The following is a 21,727-nucleotide window of genomic DNA, read 5'->3' as shown; positions in this document are numbered from 1 at the left end:
CGTTGGTGGGGGTCGTGATGGTGGGGCGTCGCACCCCTGGGCTGGCGGCCGCGGGGACCGGTCGACCGCCGGATTGTCAGGTGCCGTGGAGATCGGGCCGAGGGCTACCAGCCCCAGCCGCCACCACCCCAACCTCCGCCCCAGCTGCCGCCCCAGCCGCCCCAGCGGCTCCAACCTCCGCCGCCCCAGCCGCCCCAGCGGCTCCAACCTCCGCCGCCCCAGCCGCCGCCGAAGGCGACGAAACCGGTAGCCTGCCGGAACGTGCCCTGGGACTGAAGTTCCGGCGCCTCATATGTAGTCTTCATGCCGACTTCCCCCCGTCTGCGCTTTATTGCCTGTTTCGTCCTGCCCGGCCTTGGTTTTCCGTGCTCGGGTCGTGTGGACGGCCCTTGACCGAGCAACTCCATTCTGCTTCCACCGGACCCACTGACGGTTCACCGACGATTCGTTGCTCCCAGTCACAGCGTCACCGAGAGTGATCTTCACGCCTGAACCGGGTCGGGCTTCGCCGGCCCTGCCCGGACGTCAGGGCGTCCGGGCGCGATAGCATGCGGTTGCTCGCCATCTGAGAGAACCAATCCAGATGTTGGGACACCTCGAATGGGACGTTCCTGTGAGGGGATGCCCGTTGGTGTTTCCCGGCACGGCCGAGACGGTCGGCCCGGCGTCGGGAACCTCGATGTCCCGCCCGCCGCCGCGACCCGGCCGACGGGCGGGGCATCGGCCACGCCACCCGGTCCCCGGGCGGCCGTCCCTAGAACCCGAACCGGAGTCGACCCGCCGTCATGACGACCGTCGCCGCCCCACCCGCGCTCGCCGCCCGCGCCCGGTCGGTGCGCACCTCCCCGGTGCGCGAGATCCTCGCCCTGACCGCCCGGCCGGAGGTGATCTCGTTCGCCGGTGGCCTGCCGGCCCCCGAACTGATCGACGCCGCCGGCATCCGGCGCGCCTACGACCAGGTACTCACCGAGGAGCCCCGGCGGGTGCTGCAGTACTCCACCACCGAGGGGGACCCCGAGCTGCGAGCGGCGGTCGCCACCCGCCTGGGTCGTCGCGGCCTGCCGACGGACCCCGACGAGCTGCTGGTCACCACCGGCTCCCAGCAGGCCCTGACGCTGCTCGCCAGCGCCCTGCTCGACCCCGGGGACGCCGTCGTCGTGGAGAACCCGACCTACCTCGCCGTGCTGCAGTGCTTCGGCTTCGCCGGCGCTCGGGTGCTCGCAGCCCCCACCGACGACCAGGGGATCCTCCCCGACCAGCTGGCCGAGCTCGTCGCCCGGGAACGTCCCCGGCTGCTGTACCTGGTGCCCACCTTCCAGAACCCCACCAGCCGCACCATGGCCGCGGACCGCCGCCGCGCCGTCGCCGAGATCGCCGCCCGCCAGGGCCTGTGGATCGTCGAGGACGACCCCTACGGCGAGCTGCGCTACGAGGGGACGGCGCAGCCGTGGATCGCCTCGTATCCGGCCGCGGCCGACCGCACGGTGCTGCTCGGCAGCTTCTCCAAGACCATGGCCCCGGGCATGCGGCTGGGCTGGCTGCGCGCACCGGCGCCGCTGCGCCGCGCCTGCGTCATCGCCAAGCAGGCCGCGGACCTGCACACCTCGACCGTCGACCAGGCGGCCGCCGCCCGCTACCTGGCCGAGGCGGACCCCGACGCCCACATCGCGCGGATGTGCGCGGTGTACGGCCAGCGGCGCGACGCGATGCTCGCCGGGCTCGCCGAGGCGCTGCCGGCCGGCAGCTCCTGGAACCGGCCCGAGGGTGGCATGTTCGTCTGGGCCCGGCTGCCCGCCGGCCACGACGCCACCGCCCTGCTGCCCGCCGTGGTCGCCCACGACGTGGCCTACGTCCCCGGAGCGCATCGCCGAGGGGATGACCCGCCTCGCCCGCGCTTTCGCCGGCCGGGCCGCGGCCGGGTGAGCTCCACCGGTCTACTCAGGACTGGATCTCCAGGGGGGCGCACTTGATCCCGCCGCCGCCGCGGCGCAGCTCATCGAACTCGATCCCGATCGGCTCGAACCCCCGGTGGCGCAGCTCGGCCGCGAACCCCTCGGCGGCGGCGGCGAGCACCACGTGCCGCCCGTCGCTGACGGCGTTGAGGCCGAACGACACCGCGTCGGCCTCGCTCACCCTGATCGCAGCCGGGAACAGGGCTGCGAGCAGTCCGCGGCCGGCGTCGTCGAAGGCCGCCGGCAGGTAGGCGACGAGATCGTCGTCGAGGACGCACAGCGCCGTGTCCAGATGGTAGAAGCGCGGGTCCACCAGGGGCAGTGAGTGCACCGGTCGGCACAGGATGCGGGCCACCTCGGCATGCGCCGCCCGCTCCGACCGGAACCCGGTGCCGGCAAGGATCATCCCGCCGACGGGCAGGAAGTCGCCCTCGCCCTCGCCCTCGTTGACCAGCGTCGGGCGGTACACCCCGCCCGAGGCCAGTCGCGCCAGTCGCCGCAGGTAGGGCTCCTGCTCGCCGCTGCGTTCCGGATGGCGGAACCGGACCCCGAGCGCGCGTCCGCCGACGACGAGCCCACCGTTGGCGGCGTAGACCATGTCGGGCAGACTCGGCAGCGGGTCGATCAGCTCGACGGTGTGGCCGAGGTCGCGGTACAGCGCCCGCAACGTCTCCCACTGCGCGCAGGCCCGGTCGGTGTTGACCGGCTGGCGCGGGTCCATCCACGGGTTGATGGCGTAGCGGACGTCGAAGTAGGTCGGCCGGCACATCAGGTACCGGCGCGCGCGGGCCCGGCGGACCCCGGCGCCCAACGTCATCGGCGCCCCCCGGACCGACAGGTAACCGCGCTCGCCCATCGCCAGGCTCAACGCGCCAACGCCCGGCACCGTGCGGGCTGGTAGGAGGCGGGTGCCACCATCCCCAGCCTGCAGGCCAGAGCACTGCCCGGCATTTCGGTAGTTTCGTCCGCAGTGGTAGCCGAAGCGTGCGACCGCACGGACGCCGGGCCGGTCGTCGCACCGGGGCGCACGGACCCGCCGTCCGGTCCCGCGGTCTTGAAAGGCAGGATAGAGGGAGATGTCAACCTCCGAATCCGACCCGTCCGGGCCACTCGATCCCGCCGCGCGACCGGCGCCGGGTGAGGGCACGCCGCGGCCACGGCGCACCCGCCCCGCCCCGCGGCGCGTGCAGGTCGTGCGGGTCACCCCGCTGACCGACGACATGGTCACCGTGACTGTCGGCGGCCCCGCGCTGGCCGGCTTCGCCGTGCCCCGACCCGCGCAGCACATCAAGATCTTCCTTCCGGTCGACGGGCAGCGGGAGCCGGCCGTCCCGACCTGGGGGCCGGACGGGCGGCCGGTCTTCCCCGCGGAACAGCCCCGCCCGGTGGTGCGGACCTACACCCCGCGACGATTCGACCCCGACACCGGTGAGCTGGACGTCGAGATGATGCTGCACGCGGAGGGTCCGGCCGGGCGGTGGGCGGCCGGCGCCCGGCCCGGGGACCATCATCTCGCCATCGCCGGGCCGGGGGGTGGGTACGAGGTCCCCGCCGGGGCGACCCATCACCTGCTCGCCGCCGACGAGACCGGCCTGCCGGCGCTGGCGACGGTCCTCGAGCGACTGCCCCCGCTGGTTTCCGTCACGGTGCTGGCGGAGGTCCGCGACGCCGGGCGCCGCCGCGACCTGCCGGCCGGCGCGGCGTCCACGGTCACCTGGCTGCACCGCGGCACCCGGGCCGCCGGCGAGCCGCTCGCGGAGTCCGTCGCGACGGCCGCCCTGCCCGCCGGCACGGCCGCCTGGGTCGCCTGTGAGGCGTCCGCGGTGCGCCGGATCCGCCGGCAGCTCCTCGGCGCCGGACTGGACCGCGCCCAGGTCTCGACCCGCGGCTACTGGCGACTGGGAACGGCGGACCATCCCGACCACGACTTCGGTGAGGGCGAGATCGGCGACGCCGGGCCTGGTGGCGAGGGTCGCCGGGACCGGCTGCGCGGCGCGCTCGGGCCCCTCAAGCGCCGCGTGCAGGACACCGCCCGAGAGATGCGCGCCACGCTGCGCGACCGCGGCGACGGACGGCCGCATTGACACAATCGCCGGTGCTGCACTGCGCGGGCGTCGCCCTGGTGCGCGGCGGGCGGGCGCTGGCGTCCGGGCGGGCGGACGACGTGCTGACCACCGAGCGGGTCAGCGCCTGCTTCGACCACCCGATCGCGGTACGCCGCGAGGACGGCCGGTGGTCGGCCCGCGCGCCACGCCGCACGGGGTGACCAAAAGGTTCGACCTTACTTACCCGCGAGCACTCGGGAACCTTTTGCGAAATCGGACAGTTTGACTGGGGCCGTGCCGGGGATACATCCCGCGATCACCCCGGCGAACAGGAAAGCGGCGCACCCCGGCACCGCCGCCGGCCACGGCAAACTTGCGGAGGCTCCCGTGCTCTGGTTCATCCTCACCATGATTCTTCTTGGGCTCATCGCCGGCGCAGTCGCCCGCCTGGTGGTTCCGGGTCGCGATGCGCTGAGCATTCCGGCGACAATTGGCCTGGGTCTTGTCGGCTCCTTCATCGGTGGCTTTCTCGGCTACCTCCTGTTCGGCCACGACTTCGACGAGGGCGCGTTCCAGCCCTCCGGTCTGATCGGTTCCATCATCGGTGCGATCATCGCGCTGCTGATCTACCGGGCCGTGAACGGCCGTCGGCCGGTGCGCCACTGATCTCCGCCTGAGCTCCGGCCTCCCCGCCCACCAACGGCGTCGCCGCAGTCACCGAATCTGTTTCAACCACGGGCCGACCGGGGTAACCCCGGTCGGCCCGTGGTTGCGCTCGGAGCCGCTCGGAGCCGCGCTCGGCAACCCCGCGGCGCCGATGCGGCGCCGACACTGCACGAATGCCGCCGATCCCGCCGCGCGGACCATCGCCCAAAAGGCCACGCCACCGGCGAAGTCCGGGTCCTTCGAACCGGCCAGAAGTCCGCCGTGCGCCGGCCGCCGAAATACGGCTGCTGGCGGCCGATTTCGGCCGGTCCCTATTTTTCGTCCTCGCTGTCATCACCCGCCGACAGAAACGCGGCGAGACTCCGCCCAGCCGACGAGACCACGGGACGACAAGCGGGGCCACGTTCGGGCCACAGCCCAGAAGGCCATCAGCATACGACCGACTTCTGGGTCACAGGTGCACCGCCGCCCCGGAACTGTCCGTGTCGGGAGCAAAGGGCGCCGCGCCACGACGAACGTGCGAGACCGTGGCACGCTGACGGCACGGCGCGGCAGCGCACCAGCCGGGCCGTGGACAGTGGCGGAGAGGATTCATGACGGAGGACGGCGCGACGCTGCCCGACGCAGAGCACCGCGAGGATCGAGCGGACTCGCCGTCGCAGCGCCGTGCCGGCGGCGCGGCCAGGACCGACCGGTGGCTCGAGCCCACCGAACCCACCCGTGCCCGCTTCACCGGTTCACCCCGGCCCGGCGACGACGATGGCGACAGCCGCGCGGGTGTGGTGGGCGTCGGCGCGGTGCCGGTCCCACGGACGATCTCCCCCCGCCGGGGCCCCGCGCCCGGCGTCCCTCGCGACCCGCTGCGCCTGCCCCGCCGGATCGGGCCACCATCCGGCGCCACCCCTCCGCTGCTGGATGCGCCGAGTGTGCCCGTGGGGTTGCGGGAGTGCGCCGGGTGCGGCGCGCCGGTGGCCCGACCGGGCCAGTCGGGAACGGTCGCGCTCGACGGCACCTGCGGGGGGTGCGGGCACCGCTATTCGTTCACCGTCAAGCTGCGCCCCGGCGAGCGGGTCGGCCGGTACACCGTGCACGGCGTGATCGCCCACGGCGGCCTCGGCTGGGTGTACGCGGCCACCGACGACAACCTCGGCGACGACGACATGCAGGCCTGGGTAGTGCTCAAGGGCCTGCTCGACGCGGCCAACCCGGAGGCCCGGCGGATCGCGGAGGGCGAGCGGCGCATCCTCACCACGGTGTCCCACCCGGCGATCGTGAAGATCCTCGACTACGTCATCCACGCGGGCGAGGACTACATCGTGATGGAGTACGTGCCCGGGATCTCCCTGACCGCGCTGGCCGACACCGGGCCGCCCGGTCCGGACGGGCGCCCCGCCCCACCACCCCCCGCGGATGTGCTGCGCTACCTGCTGCGGGTGCTGCCCGCGTTGGGCCACCTGCACCGGATGGGCCTGGTCTACTGCGACTTCAAACCGGACAACGTGATGGTCACCGCGTCCGGGGTGAAGCTCATCGACCTCGGCGGGGCCCGCCGCCTCGACGACCTGGTCTCCGGCTACCTGTCCACCCCGGGCTACCGCGCGCCCGAGCTCGACGACGACGGGGAACGCCCCGGCGGCGTCGAGCGCGCCGCGCCGTCGGTGACGACGGACACCTTCGCCGTCGCCCGCACCCTGGCCCGGCTCGTCCTGGGCCGCTTCCCCGGGTTCGTCGACGCCTACCGGCATGTGCTGCCACCGCGACGCGCGCATCTACCGCTGCGGGAGTTCGAATCGCTGGACCGGCTGCTGCGGCGGGCCACCGCGACCGATCCGCAGCGGCGCTTCCAGAGCGTCACCGAACTGGCCGACGAGCTGGTCGGCGTGCTCTACGAGATCGTGGCCCGCACGGAGGGGCCGGTTCCGCCACTGGCGAGCCGCTGGTTCGACGCCGCCGGGCATCCCACCGGGGAGGCCGGCCCGGCCGGACCCCCCGCCGCCTGGGAGGTGCTGCCGGAGCTGAGGGTCGACCAGGACGACCCGCGCGCGCCGGCGCTGACCGCCGGGCCCGACGAGGACCCCGCGGCGCTCGCCGCCCGCCTGTCCGCGATCGTCCCGGTCACCACGGAGGTGCACCTGGCGCTGGCCCGGGCGAGGATCCGCGCCGGGCAGCTCGGGGAGGCAGCCCGCACCCTGGACACCGCGGCCGCGGCTACCCCCCGGGAGTGGCGCATCGACTGGTACCGGGGACTCGCCGCCCTGGTGGCGCGGCGGCCGGGGCTGGCCGCGGCGGCCTTCGACCGGGTGTATTCGCAGGTTCCCGGGGAACTCGCCCCCCGCCTCGCCCTCGCGACGGCGCTCGCCGACGTCGCAACCACGGCGGGCTCCGCACGGGAGCGCCACGCGGCGCGGGAGCGCGCGGCCGAGCTGTTCGACGTCGTCGGCGCCATCGACCCCGGCGTCACCAGCGCCGCGTTCGGGCTGGCACGGTGCCGCACCGACCCGAGCGGCAAGATCGATGCCTACCAGCGGGTGCCCCGCTCCTCCTCCTCCTACACGGCGTCGCGCGCACGGATGATCGGCGTGCTGGTCGCCCGCGTCCCCGGGACGGACTCCCCGGCGGCCGGGTCGGCGGCGTTGCTACGAGCCGCGGCGCTGCTGGCCGATCCCCTGCTCGACCTCGGTGAACAACGCCGCGCCGAGCTGCGCCGCGACATCCTCACCGCTGCCCTGGCCCTGGTCCCCGCGGGCCACCCACCGCCCGACGGGCCGCGCCCACCGACCCTGCTCGGTCGGGCCATGGTCGAACGGGAGCTGCGCTTCGGGCTGGCCGAGACCTACCGGGAGATGGCCAGGCTGACCCCCGATCGGGCCAGCCGGGTCCGGCTGGTGGACCGGGCGAACCGCGCCCGCCCCCGCACGCTGCTCTGAGGCTTGCCGCCGAAGCCGGCCGGCGACGCGCAGCCCGGGCCGTCACCCCCGCCGCGGCCGTTCGAGCGGCCCGCTGTCTGACCCGGCGGAGACACCAGTGTCCTCGGTGTCAACGGGCTGAGTCTTAACGCTCGTCGGTTCCTGGGTGCATTACTGATCTTTAATTCACCGGGTCGGACTGGAGTGGATTCTGCCCGGTCCCAGTCCCGGTCCCGGTTCCGCGGAACACCTTGATCACCGGTCGGAGGCGGGAGCGGGTCGGGGGCGGGTCGGAGGCGGGGTTGTGCGCCGGCCGGGAACCGTCCGCGGGCCGGTCCGGCACCGTTCTGACCTGCCCGAGAGGTACTTCGCCATCACCGGACCGACCGTGGAGCCATCATCATGATCCACCAACCGGCACCACGCATTAAAGATCAGTAGTCGAGTAATGGACCAACGAACGAACGGGACAGGTGAGTCCGGCCGGGGAAAGGGGCATGGACGTGCTCGATGACAGCAGCCCGATCTTCGCCCAGATCGCCGAGCGGCTGGCCGACGAGATCGCGGACAGCGCGCTCGCCGAGGGCGGACGGGTGCCGTCGAGCAACGAGCTCGCGGCCTTCTACCGGATCAACCCGGCCACCGCGGCCAAGGGGCTCGGTATCGACGCCGAGGCGCTGCTCACGCTGGTCCGCCAGGCGAGCGAGGTCCGGCCCGCCGCCGCCCTCGACGGCACGCGGCCCAATCCGACCAAGGGAGGCATCACGGTATGGCCGGCAGCTTCACCACGCTGCGCCGGGTAACGATCTGACCGGCCGCCCGGGCCAACGCCCACATCAACGACCTCTACCTCTACCCCGCCGCCACCTTCCATCGCCGGTCGCTCTAAGAGCCGCCGGGCTCGGTGCCAGCGTCAGCCAGCGGTGGGCGGCCGGGGACGCGCAGGCCGGGCCGCAGCCACTCGTCGTACAGCCGCGACCAGGTGCCGTCGAGCATGATCTGGCGCAGCACTCCGTTGACGAACGCCACGAACCCGTCGTCGCCCGCGGTATCCCCGGTGATCGGCATCGCGATGCCGTAGGGTTCATCGAGTCGCCCGCCGGCCGCGAACGCCGCCCCGAACGCCTGCGGGCCGAGCACCGTCGTGTAGGGATCCTGAGCGGCGAGCCCGGCGAGCAGGACGTCGTCGCCGACGATCGCATCGACATCGCCGTGTTGAAGGGCGACCAGGCAGTCGGCGATGCGGGAACGGGTGACCGGTCGCGGGGCGGGCACCGGCAACCGGGCGAGCTTCTCGCTGGCCGTGCTGCCCGCCGAGGTGCACACCGGCCGGCCGGCGAGGTCCGCGATGTCGGTGAAGCCGGCATCCTGGCGGACCAGCAGCCGCAGGGTCGATTCGTAGTAGACGCTGGAGAACCGCACCTGCCGCTTGCGTTCGCAGGTGATGGTCATCGTGGCGACGAGCATGTCGACCATGTTGGAGCGCAGCAGGTCCTCCCGTTCCGACGTGGTAACCGCCCGGAACTGGATGTGGTCGTCGACGCCGTCCGGTCCGAAGATCGCCGCGGCGACGGCGCGGGCGATGCCGACGTCGAACCCCTCCAGCCGCAGGGTGCGCCAGTTCATCAGCCCCGCGGGCGGGGCGTCGGTGACGATGCCGACCCGCAGGTAGCCCCGGTCCTCAGCGATCAGGCGCATCCGGCTGCCGACCGGCATGTGACCCGGTGCCGGCATCGGGTTCAGCGGCGGCTGCGTCGAGCGCACCAGCCGGCCGTCCTGGCGGCAGGTGCCATCCGGGTTGACCGCCCCGGCCGGCGCCGGCGTCGGTTCGGCCGGGGGCGCCGGGGAAGGCGGCAGCGGTCCGGCCTCGATCGGCAGTGGGCTGCGCGCCGTACTGCAACCCGCACCGCCCAGCAGGGCCAGGCAGCAGGCGAGCCCCACGGCGACCAGCCGGCCGGAACGGCGGGAATGGCCGGAACGATGGGAACGATGGGAACGGCGGGGACGGCGGGGACGGCGGGCGAGGGCGTCGCGGCTCGTCACAGGAACTCCCGCAGCCGCGGCCACATCCCGGCCGCCGCGGCGACCATGGCGGCAAGCACGAGAGCCGGGCCGGCCAGCGCCAGGCCCCTCAGGGCGTCGGCCGCCCGGCGCACATCGCCCTCGAACCGGCCACGGGCGGCGTCGACGGCCACGTCCAGCTTGCCGAGGAAACGGGTGAACGCGGCCGTACCCGGTCCGAGGGTCCGGGTGACGGCCTCGCCGAACGTGTCCGACGAACGTAGGTCCCCACCGGTGGAGCCGGCGTCCCCGGGGCCGTGGGCGGCGGCCACGACCGAGTCGGGCGAGGAGGCAAGCAGCCGCACCACCGAGTCGCGCACCCGCAGCCAGGAACGCAGGTCCGTCTCGAGCCCGGGCGGAAGGTCGGCACCCTGATGGCTGTCGAGCGCCACGACGAGGGACCCGCGACGGGTGACCGGTTCGGGCGGCAGCCGGTCGCCGGCCGAGTCGAAGCCCAGCCCCCTGGTCACCCAGGCGAAGTGCTCGTCGAAACGGACGCCGTTGCCCAACGCGGTCAGCGACAGGTTCTCATCGACCCGGGCCTCCAGGGCCAGCGTCTTCGACCGCGCGAGCAGCGTCATCTGCCGGTAGCCGGCGTCGCGGGCGGTGTCCAGGCGGGTCTGCTGGGTGCCGAACGCCACCGCCGTCCAGATCATGGCCGCCAACACCGCGCCGGTCGCGACCACCAGGCCGGGGTTTATCAGGCGGTTCGTCCGGCGCACCAGCAGCAGCTGCACGCCGATCAGCGAGCCGAGCGCGAAGCCGCCGGTGATCACGATGGCCCATTCCCCCTGCGACCCGGTGGCCTGCTGGTAGGCGAGGTCGACGGCGGCCGCGTAGCGGGCGACGAGGACCTCGGTCGAGGGGAGGATCTGGGTGCGCATCATCGTCGAGGCCGCCCGCAGATTGGCCTCACCCACGGACAGGCCGGCGCGGTTGTTCGCCCGGGCCCGTTCCACCATCCCGTTGTAGACGGGTATGCCCTCGGCCAGCAGGTCCAGCGGACACGCCGCGGACGGGACGCCCCCCGGCGCCCCCGCGCCCCCGGGCCCGCCCGCAGCCCCGGGCGCACGCACATCCCCGGTTTCGGACCAGGGCGGTTCCATCCCACCGGCCTGGTCCGCCCCGTCGACCGGTCCGTCTCCGGCGACCGCGAAGTCGGACCCCTCGCCGTCGCCGTCGTTGTCGCCGCTGTCTCCCGCCACGGCCGCCGGGTCCGGGACGGGGAGCCCGAGTCGGGGGTCCGGATCCGTGGCGCACAGCCTCGGGCCGAGGCGGCGCAGGTCGAGGACGTCGCGAGCCGCCTCGGCCACGCTCGTCTCGAACGGTTTGCCGGCCTTGATCCCGTCGTAGCGGGCCCGCAGCTCGGCCACCGGCTCGCCCTTGTCGACCAGCAGTTCGATGGGGGCGAACACCTCGGCGGCGGCGGCGGCGTCCGCCTGGGACAGCGCGGCACGCAGTTCCTGGGCCGTAGCCAACGCCCGCCCCTGCCAGGCGACCAGATCGTCGGTGGCGTCGAGCCGGTGGGCGACGACGCCGCGCAGGATCAGCCCGAACAGCGCCAGCACGACGACGAGCACGCCGAGCAGCCCGAGCAGCCGGACGCCGGCATCGCAGCGCGCGGCGACGGTCCGCGCCAGCCGCGCGGCCCGGACGACCCAGCCAGTGCGGGGCGGGACCGGCGCCCCGGGTTCGCCACCCTCGCGCCGTCGCCGGACGCCCCCGCGGCGCCGTGCATCCGGCCCCCCGCTGGGAGCAGGCGGCGGCGCTACAACCGTCACAGTCACTGAGCGTACGCGTATCCCGCAGATCTGGTTACTTCAAGTGAGCCCCCTGTCTGAGTCGGGCCGGAAATGCGGAGTAGTTGACAACCGCGCCGATCGACCGGCCAGCGCAAAACCCGCGTGAGCAGCCGTATCCTCGGTAGTCGCAACGCGGGCAAGCGGCAAGCAGCGAGGAGCGACGTGTCGACGATCCCCGTCACCGAGGGGCCGGTGGACCCGGCGGCGCGGCCGGTCGAGCCGCCCGCGGGAATCACCGATCCGCGCCTCGCCCGGCAGATCGCGTTCCTGCTGGAGATCGACCAGCTCAAGTCGGTGCTGCGGCAGAGCCACCTGATCGACCTGTCCCGGCGGGAGAACGACGCGGAGCATTCCTGGCACCTGGCGATGCTCGCCGTCGTGCTCGGCGAGTACGCGGCGGTGGAGGTCAACCAGGGGCGTGTCATCCGGATGCTGCTGATCCACGATTTGGTGGAGGTCTACGCGGGCGACACCTTCCTGTACGACACCCAGGCCGCCGCCGGTCAGGCCGAACGTGAACATGCCGCCGCCGACCGGCTGTTCCCGCAGCTTCCCGGCGACCAGGCGGACGAGCTGCGGGCGCTGTGGGACGAGTTCGAGGCCCGGCGCACCCCCGACGCCCGGTTCGCCCGCGCGCTCGACCGGGTCCAGCCGCTGCTGCTGAACTCCTACACCGGTGGGAGCACCTGGCGTCCGCACGGGGTGACCCGGGCGGACGTGCTGGCCCACCAGAAGACCATCGAGGACGGCTCGCCGGCACTGTGGAAGTACGTCCGCATCATGATCGACGAGGCGGTGCGCCGCAGGTACCTGCTGGCCTGACGGCCTGCCTACCCGCGGCGATGCGGCCTCCGGAGCGATCCGGACGCCGGGACGGGGACCGGGCGGGGACCGGGCGGGGACCGGGCGGGCTCAGGCGTCCAGTAGGGACTCCAGGAACAGCACCGTGCGCGCCGCGACGCAACGCCGGCCCGGTCCGGTGAGCACGTCGTGGCCCCCGAGAACCACGTCGAGTTCGGCGCGCGGCGCGGTCCGGGTCGTCATGCGCACCAGAGGCAGCGGGCTGACCTCGTCATCGGCGCCGTGCAGCAGCAGGATCGGCAGGTCGGGCAGGGCGCGCGGGGAAGGCTCCTCGACGGGCAGGCCGGCCACGGGCAGGTGCAGCAGAGGCAGGCTGAGCAGGAGCAGGCCGTCGGGGCGCACCGCGGGCGAGCCGACCATCGCCAATGCCGCCAGTGCGCCGGTGTCGGAGCCGAGCAGCACGAACGGCGCGCCCGGGACCCGGCACTCGACGAGGGCCGACACCCGGTTACCGCCGTCGGGGACGACGGTGAGCAGGTAGCCGTCGAGCGCCAGCCGGTCGGCGAGCGCGTCGAAGACCGCCGGGTCCTCACCCCGGCCGGGCAGGGCTGCGATCGTGGCCCGGATGTCGCGGCGGGCGACGGTGGCGCGGGCGGCCGGCCGCACGGACGTCGCGACGGGGCCTCGTGGGGCGGGGGTTGTGGCGGTAACCGGGCCGCGCGGGCTCGGGGAGCGCGGCGCCGCGACGGCGGGATACGTGCCCGCCTGCCAATCGACGAGGGACTGGGGCTGGGGCTGGAACGGCGACATCATCGGCGCCTGGTCTCCTTCGGAGGAAACGGATCGCCGCGGCCTGGTGACCGGGCGTGCCGCAGACGCGGCAGGAGCGTGGGCGTGCAGCGGGTGGTCGGTCGGACGGATCACGCGAGTGGGCTGGATCGGGCCCCACGACCGGGCGCGGCACGTCGTCTCCGGGCGTACCGACGGGCGGTGCCTCGGCCCCCGCCGGTCCGAGCATCGGACGCGTGGACGGGGTTCCACGGCATGACCGGTCCACCGGTCGAAGGACGACGCGGCGCCGGCACGCGAAGCGGGTGTGAGGCAAGCTGGCGAGAACGAGGGCGCCTCACGGCGACCGGCCCTCAGTCAACGGTCGAAGGTCCGGCGGCGGACCGACGATCGGTAGGAGCTCCCGGCGGATCAGCTCAGCGACAACGCCACGGGGCGGGGGATGGCAACAAGGAGACCTCGCGCCCGAGTCGAACGGACTGACGTGCGTCCACAGACATGCTTACTACCCTCCGTAGTTGAGCCGGCATCCGTCAACCCGGTCCCGCTGTGCTCTACATCACATTCATGAATCACATGCAGGAGAAAAACGAACAGCGGCAAGGGCATCACCCGAAAGGGATACCCTTGCCGCAACCGGCGGTGATGCTGCGATCAGACGGCCGCCGCGGCCTTCGCCTTCACGAGACGCTCGGCGACGTCGGCCCAGTTGACGATGTTCCACAGGGCCGTCGCATAGTCGGCCTTGACGTTCTTGTACTGCAGGTACCAGGCGTGCTCCCACGCGTCGAACACCAGCAGCGGGGTGTTACCCACGCCGACGTTGCTCTGGTGGTCGTACACCTGCTCGATGAGCAGCCGCTGGCCGGTGGCGTCGTAGGCCAGCACGCCCCAGCCGGAGCCCTGCACCGTCGTGGTCGCGGCGTTCAGCTGCGCCTTGAAGGCGTCGAAGGACCCGAAGTCGGCGGTGATGGCCTCGCCAAGCACACCGTCCGGCTTGTCGCCGCCGTCCGGGGAGAGGTTCTCCCAGTAGATCGAGTGCAGAATGTGCCCGGAGAGGTTGAACGCGAGCGTCTTCTCCAGGCCGACGATAGCGCCGAAGTCGCCCTTGTCCCGCGCCTCCGCGATCTTCTCGAGGGTGTCGTTCGCACCCTTGACGTAGGTCGCGTGGTGCTTGTCGTGATGCAGTTCGACTATCTGCCCGATGATGGATGGTTCCAGTGCGCCATAGTCGTATTTCAGTTCCGGCAGCGTGTACGTCACCACTAGAGCACGATCCTTTCCATTTGCAAGGGATTTTTTCGGGGGCACCCACGCGGGGGCTCCCGGCGGTTCAGGTGGGCGGTTTCGACGACGCCGACGGCCACCGGCCGGGGTCGGGCGGGGCCTGACGAAGCCTGGCGAAGCCCATCGGCCCACTCCTCTCCGGCGAGCCGCCGAGCTGGCGGCCCCTGTGGACGTCGACGTCAGATGCCGCGATCGCCCGCCTGGACACTATCGCCAGGAGGATCGGTCCTGCATAGCGAGACCGGGCATCATCACGCGGGAAGGATTGACCACAGCCCCAGCCAATAACAGTCCGTGACGGCGGCGAGACGGAAGGCGGGATTCGGTGACCCACCGAACAACCCACCACGCCGGCCGGGCTACCACCCCCACGAACGCCCGGGGAATCCCTGGCATCGCCCGACCAGCCCGCTCGGCGCGCCCGCCGGTTCCTGTGACAGGCGGGGGCGGCGGACCGGGGCATGATGCGCCCACTTCCCGCCCGCGGGGCCAACTATTCCGCCCGGCTCGTCAGTCGTCGGTGTGGATCTGCTGGGTGAGGTAGTTCGCCGCGCCGAGCTGGGAGATCAACTCCAGCTGGGCGTCGAGCCAGTCGATGTGCTCCTCCTCGGAGACGAGAATCTTCTCCAGGAGAACCGCCGAGCCGATGTCGCCGCGCTCGCGGCTGAGCGCGACGCCGCCACGCAGCACATCGACGGCCTCGAATTCGCCGGTCCGGTCGATCTCGAGTTGTTCGGGGACCGTCTCACCGATACGCAGCGTGTGCAGGCGCTGCAGATTCGGCAGGCCACCGAGGTACAGGATCCGCTCGATGAGCAGATCGGCGTGCTTCATCTCGTCGATGGACTCGTGGTAGTAGTGCTCCGAGATCCGCCGGTAGCCCCAGTTGCGCTGCATCCGGCTGTGCAGGAAATACTGGTTGATCGTGGTGAGCTCGTTCGTCAGCACACTGTTGAGTACTTCTATGATTTCCGTGTCGCCACGCGTCGCCATCGGTTCCACACCTTTCCGTCGACTGTTTCCAGCCAGACGCCCCACAGGGTGCCGGAGCGGGGCGGCTGGCTGCTCCGGGCACCCCGGCGGCCCACGACCGGACACCGACCATCTGCGACGACGAGGGCACAGATCGACCGGACCGGGCAGGCTTACGAACCTCCAGGCACCAGCAAATCACAAGGATGCGTAATTCGCAGCGAGCCGACACTCCCGCCCTGCCACAACGTTCGGAACATCAATGTAGGTAAGGCTGCCCGAAGTTAGGGGAACCTACCCGGAAGTGGTGCGCGCAGCGGGGCGATCCACCACAATCACAGCCGGGTTCGCCCCCGCCGGGTGTACCTGAGAATCGAACCGGTGGTGGCCCGCCACCCCCGGCAATACCGGCGGACGCGGCCCGCTCAGCTTCCGGGCAGGCGGACCAGGCCGAGATAGAAGTCATCGATCTGGTGGAGGGCCTGGATGAACGCGTCGAATCGGAGCCTCCGAGGTCGTCGGGACGACGACCGGGATGGCCAGCAGATCCGGATCCGCCTTTATCGACACGAGGACCTCCCGGCCGTCCATCCGGGGCATGTTGAGATCAAGCAGGATCAGGTCCGGCCGGGGCTCCGCGGGATCGCGCAGGAAGTGCATCGCCTCGACGCCGTCGGCGGCCACATGCAGCTCGTAGTCGAATCCCCGGTCCGTCAGCGCCTCGGTGATCATGCGCGTGTCACCGGGATCGTCCTCGGCGAGCAGGATCCGGAACGATCGAACGGCGGTGGCGGACACTGAATTCGCCTCTCCTGGCAGTCGTCGGCGTCCCGGCGAACCGGCGCGGGTCGCCCACTCGCGGGCACGTTCACAATATCGAGCCGGGCGCCGGGTTCGGCCAGGTCTGTTCGCGGTCCGCGGTCGGCCTGGCTCGGCCAGGCGGCGGGCCATCCGCCACCACCGGTAACGTGGTGTAACAATCCCGCCACGACTTCCGCGGCGCGGAGGTGGCTGGTTCGCCCGGCGGGTGCCTACCCGGCCACCACCCCGCCAGCCCGGGTCGGTCGGGAGGAGCCGCGTTCGATGTCCACGGGCCAGCGCGCCACCGCCGTCATGCTGCTAATCTGCGCGGTGTGCGGCGCGGTCGGCCTCACCGAGCTGCGCCATGCCCTCGACTACCCCGAGGTGCTCAGCGCGCCGCCGGCCGACACCCTCGCGCTGGTGCGAGAGCACTGGCTGGCGATCGGCATCGGTGTCGTGCTCGCCGGCGTCGCCGCGGGTCTGCTGTTGCCGATCACCGTCGGGATCGTCCGCCTGCTGCCGCGCGGCCCGCACCGCCCACTGCTGACCGTGCTGGGTGCGGCGACCGCCGGCGCGCACCTCACCGGCCTGCTGTTCTGGCTGATCACGGTGCCCGCGTTGGCCCGGCGCGCGGCTGTCCCCACCCAGGCGGACCATGCGACCGCCGTCTTCGACACCGCACGCACTCTGTTCGGGGTGATGATCGGCGAGGTGCTCGCCTGTCTGCTCACGGCGAGCTGGACCGTCGCCCTGCTGACCCGCGCCGCGCGGGCCGCCACGCCTCGGCGGCCACCGCTGCGATCCGCCCTGCCGAAACCGGCCGCCGTCGCTCTCGCCGGCTGGGGCGGCCTTGCCGCGGGGGGTGTGCTCGGGGGGGTCCTGCTGCCCTTCGGGGTGGATGCCGCGATCACCGGCCGCGTCGTCGGGGAGCTGCTGTGGTACCTGTGGCTGGTCGGGCTGGCGGTCGCCGTCTGGCATCTCGATCCCCGCTCGTCGGGGGCGCCCCCGACCGCAGCGCCGGTGGCCCGCGGGCCCGCGTCGCCCGCCGAACGGGTGATCGGCGACCAGGCCCATCCGGGCGACAGCGTCCTCGCCCCACCCCCCGGCCGCCTCCCCTCCGGGGCCGCGCGCAGCGGTCGGCGGTCGGGGTCGGGGCCGTCGCCGGCGGGACGGCTGCTCGGCGACGACGCGCCTACCGACCCGGCGATCGAGGCCGACGGGCGCGTCTCGTCAGCTGAGCCGCCAGCCGGGCGGAAACCGGCCCACGATTGACCCGCGGTGCGCAACCACGCCCCAACCGGCCAGACGATCGTGGTGTTCCGCGCAACCGCGTGCCGACCGGGCGGTCGGGCGGCGGGATGCCCGCCGCGGCGTGCCACGCCGCTGTCAGGCCAGGCGAAGTGCGTCGACGACGGCGCGGGTGTCCGCTCCGGAGACGGCGGCCTGCCTGCGCCCGGCCTCCCCCGCCACGGCCCCCCCGCGCGGCGGGCGCGGGGGCAGGACCCGCTGGGTCCGGCCGGCCTGGTGGACCGTCCAGCCATCCCGATCGCAGCCGGTGACGGTCCACGGCGCCGGCTCGGCTGGCGCCGCCGCCGCCCAGGCGGCCACCTCGCGCATGGCGACGTCGAGCAGATGGCCGCCGCCGCCGAGCACGGACGCGGCCGTGGCCAACGCGGCGAACAGGCCGGTGAGCGGGTCGGCGATGGCGTCCCCACAGAACACCGGGGTCACGGCGTCACCACCGCCCGAGCGGTCCCACGCGACGAGGCCACCCCCTACCGCAGCGTCGTCGCCGAACGCGACGGGGTCGGGGCCCGAATGGGGGTCGGTGTAGAACCGCCCGTAGCCGGTGATGCTCACCCACGTGCGCCCCGGCCGGGCGGCGACGAGCTCCGCGGCGTCGAGCCCGAGCTGGGCCAGGGCCCGCGGCCGCGATGACTCGATGACGACGTCGGCGCGCTCCACCAGGCGACGCAGCATGGCCCGGCCGCCCGGGGGCGCGAAGTCGAGGGCCACGCTTTCGTGACCGGCGTGCAGCCAGTCGTAGAAGTCCGGATCGCCACGGCGTGCCCCGTCCGGCCGCTGCACGCTCTCGACCTTCACCACGCGCATCCCGATCTCGCCGAGCAGGTGCGCGCACAGTGGACCCGCCCACATCGCGGACAGGTCGATGACCAGGGGTGGCTCGGCACGGACGCCCACCGCTCCCGCCGCCGCCCCGCGCCAGGACGACGCCGGGAGGGCCGGCGGCGAACCCACGGTCGGCAGGGTCCGGATCGGCGTGGGCCGGCGGGAGCCGTCGAGCTCGGCGGCCGGGATGGCGAGCAGCCGAGCGAGGTCGACCACGTCAACGGCCGGTCTGGCGGCCGCCGCCGCCCTCAGGGCCGCCCACGCCTGCTCGACAGGATGCAGGCACGGGTCGGCCGAGACCAGTCCGACCTAGTCCCCGAGCGCGCCGACGAGGGCGTCCACGGCGTGGGGGCGCGAGAGGTTGACGGCGATCCAGCCATCCGCAGCCGGCAGCAGCCGGGGCAGCTCCCGTTCGCCGACCAGTCACCCCGGCGGTGCAACCCCAGCAGCGCGGCCCGGCCGCCCAACAGCGTGGCCACATCGGGCCAGACAGCCCGCCCGAGCTGCCGGGACAACGCCGTGAACAACCAGGCTGCCGCCTCGGCGCGGGCCAGCACCGGCCCGTCCGGAACCAGCGGGGCCCGCCCGGGCGGGCCCGTGAGCCACATCAGGCCGCTGGCCGCCCAGCCCAGTGCGGCGGGCAACTCAGGTGCCCCGCCGGCTCGGGGGGTGGCCGGCGCGGGCGGGTCGACGGTGGCGACCGGCAGACCCTGGCCGGCGAGCATCGAACGCAACTCGTCGAGCAGCGCGCCAGGCGCGGGCCCGGCCGGGGCCGAGGGTCGGCTGCCCCGGTCGCCCCATCCGGCTCGTTCCGCCTGCCCGGCTCGTCCGACCGAAGGCGTTGCTGGCGACGACATCACGGCTCCCTGCGCGATCACGGTTCCCTGCGCGGCGGGTTTTCCCCACGCGAGGAGTGTTCCTGCCGGCGGGGACTTACTCCCCACGCGCAGGGGTCCCCACGCGGCGGGATCCCCACCCCAGCTGCCCCGACGCGACGGCGCCGGCAGGCGGGTCAGTGCTTGTCGGGGCTTGTACCGGCCGCCGGAGTTTCGCCGCACTGGACGACGACGAAGCCTCCCCGACCGGAGTACTCGATCTGCGCGAGTTCCCCGGAGCTGCGCCCCACGAGATTCCCCATCTTGAAGGTGGAAACAACACGGGTACGCACGCCCGCGGTCCAGGCGACGGCCGCGTCTCGATCGACACACACCGGTTCGTCCGTCGCAAGCACCAGGGGTGAACCCAGGCAGAACACGGCCACCCCGCCGGTGCCGGAAACCTCGGTGTTGAACACCCCACCGGCGATCATCGCGCCGATCCCGCCCGAGGTCGTGGTCACCTTGTAACGCACCCCGGATTCCAACGCGAGCAGGCTGCGACCGTTGACCGTCAGGCTGTCCCGGTCGAGCGTGAAGATCGAGATATGGCTGCCCGACTCGGCGAACCAGACGGTCCCGCGGCCCGTGACCCGCATCAGGTCCTGGCCCTCGCCGGTCACCGCCCGCCGCAGGAACCCACCCACGCCCTGCCCCTTGTAGGCGAAGTCGAGCTTGCCCCGGTAGGCCACCATCGACCCCTGCTTGGCGTACGTCTGTCCACCGTCGAGGCGGACCCGCAGCATCCGGTCGCCCTCCTCCAGGGCGACCGGAGGGCCCGCAGGCTGACCGTTCGCGAATTGTCCCAGCGGGTGTGTCATGCCTCCAGTGTCAACTCCTGTGTCTGCGAGTGCCCTGGAGTGTCACTACGTCCGCTTCCGTCCCGGTATGAGCTCTCCATAGGCGGACCGAGTGTCGTGCCGTGTCGTGAGGTGTCGCGCAGTCCTGGTGCCAACGTGGCGCAGCCCTGGCAGGAGCTGCTGGACGAGCACCGAGCACAGAAGAACCTCTGCGACAGAGGTAATGAGCCACCCGCCGAGCCACTGAACCGTTCACTTCCCGGGCGCTAGAAACTGGGCAAACCAGACATAAAAGGATCTTGTAAAAAGTAGGCGAGTAATTCTCCACTCGCCGTCGCCGCGACCGGATGGTGCACCGTGCACCGCCGGGCGCGCACCGAGTCGGGCCAGCGTGCCCGCCAGGCTCCGCCGGCCGTTATCGATGTCGTGCGCACCCTGGTCGCCGCTCGGAGCTAGTGGCCCTCATGATCGGCGACGTCCGCGAGACCTCTGACGGCCGTGGGCCTGTAGCTAGCGATCACCGAGTAACTGATCACGACCATCTTGATCCTTAGTAGCGATCTTACCGACCGCGACTATCATCATTGATCAACTTACGTCACGCCGAGTAGCGACATGAAGAGTATTTCAATCATGCCTCCCGCCCGTTAAATGATCTTCAATCAAGATCACCTGCCCGGTCGGTCGCGTAGGATTTTCCGGAGCGCAAGCGATCAGTGACATGCTGTCAGCTGAGTCTTCCCTAGCCGAGGTAGGGAGTCGACTGGCGGGCAACGAAGTGATCGATTCGCAGCCGCATGGATGGGTGCAGGTTCAACGTGTCGAGTTCCTCCGCCGCGACGAAGCGCGCTTCCTTCGCTTCGCTACCGTCCGCCAGCAGCGTCCCGCCGATAGTCCGTGCCTCGAAGCAGATCGCGAACTGCTGCCGTACCTCCCCATCGTCGTAGGCGATCACGTGGCGTGGGTCCGTGTAGGTCCCCAGGATGCCTACGATCTCAACGTTTACTGATCTTTAATTCACCGGGTCGGACTGGAGTGGATTCTGCCCGGCCCCAGTCCCGGTCCCGGTTCCGCGGAACACCTTGATCGTCGGGTGGAGGTGGGATGCGGCCGGGTCGAGGGCGGTTCCGCGGAACCTGCATGACCGTGCCACGTGGCCGCGGCCATGGTGGTGATCGCGGAGTGTGACGGCGGCGGTGGAGTGTTCGGGGTGGATGCGTGGGAGCGCGCCTATGTGGTCGCTCTGATGGGTTCGGCGTCCGGTTTGTCCCTACAGAAGGACCCAGGTGGCACCGTTCCCACGCACACCCCCGCTCCCGACTCCCTCACCGACCACGGAACGTAATCGTCGACCCCGACCCCGACCCCGACCCCGACCGGAACCGGACCGGGACCGGGACCCGGATAGAACCGTGCGGACGTGGCAGCAGCGACGGTGACGACCGCGACGCGGTTCCGCGGAACACCTTGATCACCGGTCGGGGGCGGGTCGGGGGCGGGGTTGTGCGCCGGCCGGGAACCGTCCGCGAGCCGGTCCGGCACCGTTCTGACCTGCCCGAGAGGTACTTCGCCATCACCGGACCGGCCGTGGAGCCATCATCATGATCCATCAACCGGCACCGCGCATTAAAGATCAGTAGTCCGGTCTCCTCCCCGACTTCGCGCGCTGCCGCTTCGGGCAGCAACTCGCCCACCTCCATCTGTCCGCCCGGCAGCGCCCACCGGCCGTTGTTCGACCGGCGGATGAGCAGCACCCGCCCCTGTTCATCGGGGACGGCGACGGTAGCCCCCGGGACGATCGAGTTCGGCTTCGGTGCGGCCGGGTCGTTGTAGAAGTCTC

General features: G+C 72.3%; 20 protein-coding genes and 1 pseudogene. 8 read left to right on the top strand and 13 right to left on the bottom strand.

Features of this window, described 5'->3' with window-relative positions; genetic code table 11:
* Nucleotides 1-104: 104 nt before the first annotated feature.
* Nucleotides 105-305: a keywimysin-related RiPP gene (locus G6R25_RS02720; RefSeq protein WP_163551542.1), complete on the bottom strand. Its 201-nt coding sequence runs from the start codon at nt 303-305 to the stop codon at nt 105-107.
* 480 nt (nt 306-785) lie between these two features.
* Between G6R25_RS02720 and G6R25_RS02715 the strand changes: the two genes are divergently transcribed.
* The gene (locus tag G6R25_RS02715; protein WP_163551540.1) at nt 786-1,970 is read left to right on the top strand and encodes an aminotransferase-like domain-containing protein; all 1,185 of its coding nucleotides are present in this window, start codon (nt 786-788) and stop codon (nt 1,968-1,970) included.
* Here the strand turns inward: G6R25_RS02715 and ddaH are convergent.
* Nucleotides 1,939-2,820 carry a dimethylargininase gene (gene ddaH, locus G6R25_RS02710; protein WP_235947227.1) on the bottom strand — a complete coding sequence of 294 codons (882 nt, stop codon included), beginning with the start codon at nt 2,818-2,820 and terminating at the stop codon, nt 1,939-1,941. The genes G6R25_RS02715 and ddaH overlap by 32 nt on opposite strands.
* Nucleotides 2,821-3,028: 208 nt before the next feature.
* Between ddaH and G6R25_RS02705 the strand changes: the two genes are divergently transcribed.
* The 5 genes from G6R25_RS02705 (at nt 3,029) to G6R25_RS02685 (ending at nt 8,372) form a co-directional block, all read left to right on the top strand.
* Nucleotides 3,029-4,036 (top strand): siderophore-interacting protein, encoded by a 1,008-nt coding sequence (locus G6R25_RS02705; protein ID WP_163551538.1) that lies wholly within the window; start codon nt 3,029-3,031, stop codon nt 4,034-4,036.
* Nucleotides 4,033-4,218 (top strand): hypothetical protein, encoded by a 186-nt coding sequence (locus G6R25_RS02700; RefSeq protein ID WP_205446812.1) that lies wholly within the window; start codon nt 4,033-4,035, stop codon nt 4,216-4,218. The genes G6R25_RS02705 and G6R25_RS02700 overlap by 4 nt, the downstream gene beginning before the upstream one ends.
* Nucleotides 4,219-4,384: 166 nt before the next feature.
* Nucleotides 4,385-4,663, top strand: coding sequence for a GlsB/YeaQ/YmgE family stress response membrane protein (locus G6R25_RS02695; RefSeq protein ID WP_205446810.1), 279 nt, complete (start codon nt 4,385-4,387; stop codon nt 4,661-4,663).
* A gap of 593 nt (nt 4,664-5,256) precedes the next feature.
* Nucleotides 5,257-7,590, top strand: a complete 2,334-nt coding sequence (locus G6R25_RS02690) for a serine/threonine-protein kinase (RefSeq protein ID WP_163551537.1) — start codon at nt 5,257-5,259, stop codon at nt 7,588-7,590.
* Nucleotides 7,591-8,066: 476 nt separating this feature from the next.
* Nucleotides 8,067-8,372 (top strand): GntR family transcriptional regulator, encoded by a 306-nt coding sequence (locus G6R25_RS02685; protein ID WP_235947225.1) that lies wholly within the window; start codon nt 8,067-8,069, stop codon nt 8,370-8,372.
* Between the two features lie 82 nt (nt 8,373-8,454).
* Here the strand turns inward: G6R25_RS02685 and G6R25_RS02680 are convergent, their stop codons facing one another.
* Nucleotides 8,455-9,612 (bottom strand): glutamate ABC transporter substrate-binding protein, encoded by a 1,158-nt coding sequence (locus G6R25_RS02680; protein ID WP_235947223.1) that lies wholly within the window; start codon nt 9,610-9,612, stop codon nt 8,455-8,457.
* Nucleotides 9,609-11,411 carry a hypothetical protein gene (locus G6R25_RS02675; protein ID WP_235947220.1) on the bottom strand — a complete coding sequence of 601 codons (1,803 nt, stop codon included), beginning with the start codon at nt 11,409-11,411 and terminating at the stop codon, nt 9,609-9,611. Before G6R25_RS02675 ends, G6R25_RS02680 begins: the two co-directional genes overlap by 4 nt.
* Nucleotides 11,412-11,594: 183 nt before the next feature.
* Here G6R25_RS02675 and G6R25_RS02670 point away from each other — a divergent pair, with 183 nt between their 5' ends.
* Complete coding sequence (locus G6R25_RS02670; RefSeq protein WP_163551535.1) at nt 11,595-12,254, top strand: HD domain-containing protein; 660 nt, start codon at nt 11,595-11,597, stop codon at nt 12,252-12,254.
* 90 nt (nt 12,255-12,344) lie between these two features.
* On the opposite strand, the gene G6R25_RS02665 is transcribed toward G6R25_RS02670, so the two are convergent.
* The 4 genes and pseudogenes from G6R25_RS02665 to G6R25_RS02650 form a co-directional block, all read right to left on the bottom strand.
* Entirely contained in the window at nt 12,345-13,046 is a 702-nt protein-coding gene (locus G6R25_RS02665; protein ID WP_235947217.1) for an alpha/beta hydrolase, read from the bottom strand.
* A 630-nt stretch (nt 13,047-13,676) separates the two neighbouring features.
* Nucleotides 13,677-14,288: a superoxide dismutase gene (locus tag G6R25_RS02660; protein ID WP_163551534.1), complete on the bottom strand. Its 612-nt coding sequence runs from the start codon at nt 14,286-14,288 to the stop codon at nt 13,677-13,679.
* 531 nt (nt 14,289-14,819) lie between these two features.
* Nucleotides 14,820-15,302 (bottom strand): bacterioferritin, encoded by a 483-nt coding sequence (gene bfr / locus G6R25_RS02655; protein WP_136449120.1) that lies wholly within the window; start codon nt 15,300-15,302, stop codon nt 14,820-14,822.
* A gap of 404 nt (nt 15,303-15,706) precedes the next feature.
* A pseudogene (locus G6R25_RS02650) lies at nt 15,707-16,079 on the bottom strand (response regulator).
* A gap of 285 nt (nt 16,080-16,364) precedes the next feature.
* Here G6R25_RS02650 and G6R25_RS02645 point away from each other — a divergent pair.
* The gene (locus G6R25_RS02645; RefSeq protein WP_163551532.1) at nt 16,365-17,354 is read left to right on the top strand and encodes a hypothetical protein; all 990 of its coding nucleotides are present in this window, start codon (nt 16,365-16,367) and stop codon (nt 17,352-17,354) included.
* A 114-nt stretch (nt 17,355-17,468) separates the two neighbouring features.
* On the opposite strand, the gene G6R25_RS02640 is transcribed toward G6R25_RS02645, so the two are convergent.
* From G6R25_RS02640 to G6R25_RS26015, 5 genes are all read right to left on the bottom strand, one after another.
* Nucleotides 17,469-18,428, bottom strand: a complete 960-nt coding sequence (locus G6R25_RS02640; RefSeq protein ID WP_235947214.1) for a CoA transferase — start codon at nt 18,426-18,428, stop codon at nt 17,469-17,471.
* A gap of 32 nt (nt 18,429-18,460) precedes the next feature.
* On the bottom strand, nt 18,461-19,069 hold the full coding sequence (locus G6R25_RS26020; RefSeq protein ID WP_235947212.1) for a hypothetical protein: 609 nt from the start codon (nt 19,067-19,069) through the stop codon (nt 18,461-18,463).
* Nucleotides 19,070-19,224: 155 nt separating this feature from the next.
* Nucleotides 19,225-19,908: an AIM24 family protein gene (locus G6R25_RS02635; protein WP_163551531.1), complete on the bottom strand. Its 684-nt coding sequence runs from the start codon at nt 19,906-19,908 to the stop codon at nt 19,225-19,227.
* 721 nt (nt 19,909-20,629) lie between these two features.
* Nucleotides 20,630-20,842, bottom strand: coding sequence for an NUDIX hydrolase (locus G6R25_RS02630; protein WP_205446808.1), 213 nt, complete (start codon nt 20,840-20,842; stop codon nt 20,630-20,632).
* A gap of 370 nt (nt 20,843-21,212) precedes the next feature.
* A partial coding sequence (locus G6R25_RS26015; RefSeq protein ID WP_235947210.1) for an NUDIX domain-containing protein occupies nt 21,213-21,727 on the bottom strand: 515 nt, incomplete at its 5' end.

The sequence above is a fragment of the Candidatus Frankia alpina genome, assembly GCF_902806485.1.
Lineage (GTDB): Bacteria > Actinomycetota > Actinomycetes > Frankiales > Frankiaceae > Frankia > Frankia alpina.
This window is presented reverse-complemented; position numbering and strand designations above follow the sequence as displayed.

Coding starts and splice junctions, on each gene's coding strand:
- bfr (WP_136449120.1), bottom strand. CDS start 15,302: ATGGCGACGCGTGGCGACACGGAAATCATAGAAGTACTCAACAGTGTG.
- G6R25_RS02685 (WP_235947225.1), top strand. CDS start 8,067: ATGGACGTGCTCGATGACAGCAGCCCGATCTTCGCCCAGATCGCCGAG.
- G6R25_RS02705 (WP_163551538.1), top strand. CDS start 3,029: ATGTCAACCTCCGAATCCGACCCGTCCGGGCCACTCGATCCCGCCGCG.
- G6R25_RS02665 (WP_235947217.1), bottom strand. CDS start 13,046: ATGATGTCGCCGTTCCAGCCCCAGCCCCAGTCCCTCGTCGATTGGCAG.
- G6R25_RS02715 (WP_163551540.1), top strand. CDS start 786: ATGACGACCGTCGCCGCCCCACCCGCGCTCGCCGCCCGCGCCCGGTCG.
- G6R25_RS02720 (WP_163551542.1), bottom strand. CDS start 305: ATGAAGACTACATATGAGGCGCCGGAACTTCAGTCCCAGGGCACGTTC.
- G6R25_RS26020 (WP_235947212.1), bottom strand. CDS start 19,069: ATGTCGTCGCCAGCAACGCCTTCGGTCGGACGAGCCGGGCAGGCGGAA.
- G6R25_RS02645 (WP_163551532.1), top strand. CDS start 16,365: ATGTCCACGGGCCAGCGCGCCACCGCCGTCATGCTGCTAATCTGCGCG.
- G6R25_RS02690 (WP_163551537.1), top strand. CDS start 5,257: ATGACGGAGGACGGCGCGACGCTGCCCGACGCAGAGCACCGCGAGGAT.
- G6R25_RS02635 (WP_163551531.1), bottom strand. CDS start 19,908: ATGACACACCCGCTGGGACAATTCGCGAACGGTCAGCCTGCGGGCCCT.